We start from the raw sequence: 666 nt of genomic DNA, 5'->3' as shown, positions 1-666 counted from the left end.
AACCTGCCGGAATCCAATCCGGACCCACGCGCCCTCGGCCTGACCTCGCGCCACCTCGCCTATGTGATCTACACCTCCGGATCAACAGGCGCGCCCAAAGGAGCTCAGAACGAACATCAGGCCATCATCAATCGCTTGATCTGGATGCAAAGGGCCTATGGTCTCAAGGCAACGGATATCGTGATGCAGAAGACGCCGTTTGGCTTCGACGTCTCGGCCTGGGAGTTCTTCTGGACGCTGCTTGAAGGTGCGACCCTGGTGCTGGCGCCTCCGGGTGCGCACAAAGATCCCGATGCATTGGTCGACTTGATCATCAGCCAGCGCATCACGACGGTCCACTTCGTGCCGTCCATGCTGGTCAGCTTCTTGGATGCGAAGGGAGTTGAGCACTGCAGATCGCTGCGGCGTCTTGTGTGCAGCGGCGAGGCGCTTGCTGCCGCCAGTGTGCACAAGGCTCGGCGCGTATTGCCCTGGACCGGCCTGCACAATCTCTACGGTCCGACCGAAGCTGCGATCGACGTGACGGCGTGGAACTGCCCCGATGAGTTTGACGGGTCAGTTGTCCCGATCGGCCGCCCGATTGCGAACACGCGGGTCTATCTGCTGGACGGTCATGGTGCGCCCGTTCCGTTCGGGGCGGTGGGGGAGCTTTACATCGGCGGGGCG

The 666-nt window shown here is 62.2% G+C and carries 1 protein-coding gene; it reads left to right on the top strand.

The genetic code is table 11. The features are described from left to right. Window positions 1-666, top strand: a 666-nt coding sequence (locus tag AC0L3A_RS40815; RefSeq protein WP_473256591.1) for an AMP-binding protein, incomplete at both ends; no start/stop codon positions are given.

The sequence above is a fragment of the Bradyrhizobium sp. MI1.3 genome, from assembly GCF_055811695.1.
Note: the sequence above shows the minus strand (reverse complement) of the source record. Positions and strands in the feature narration are given on the sequence as shown.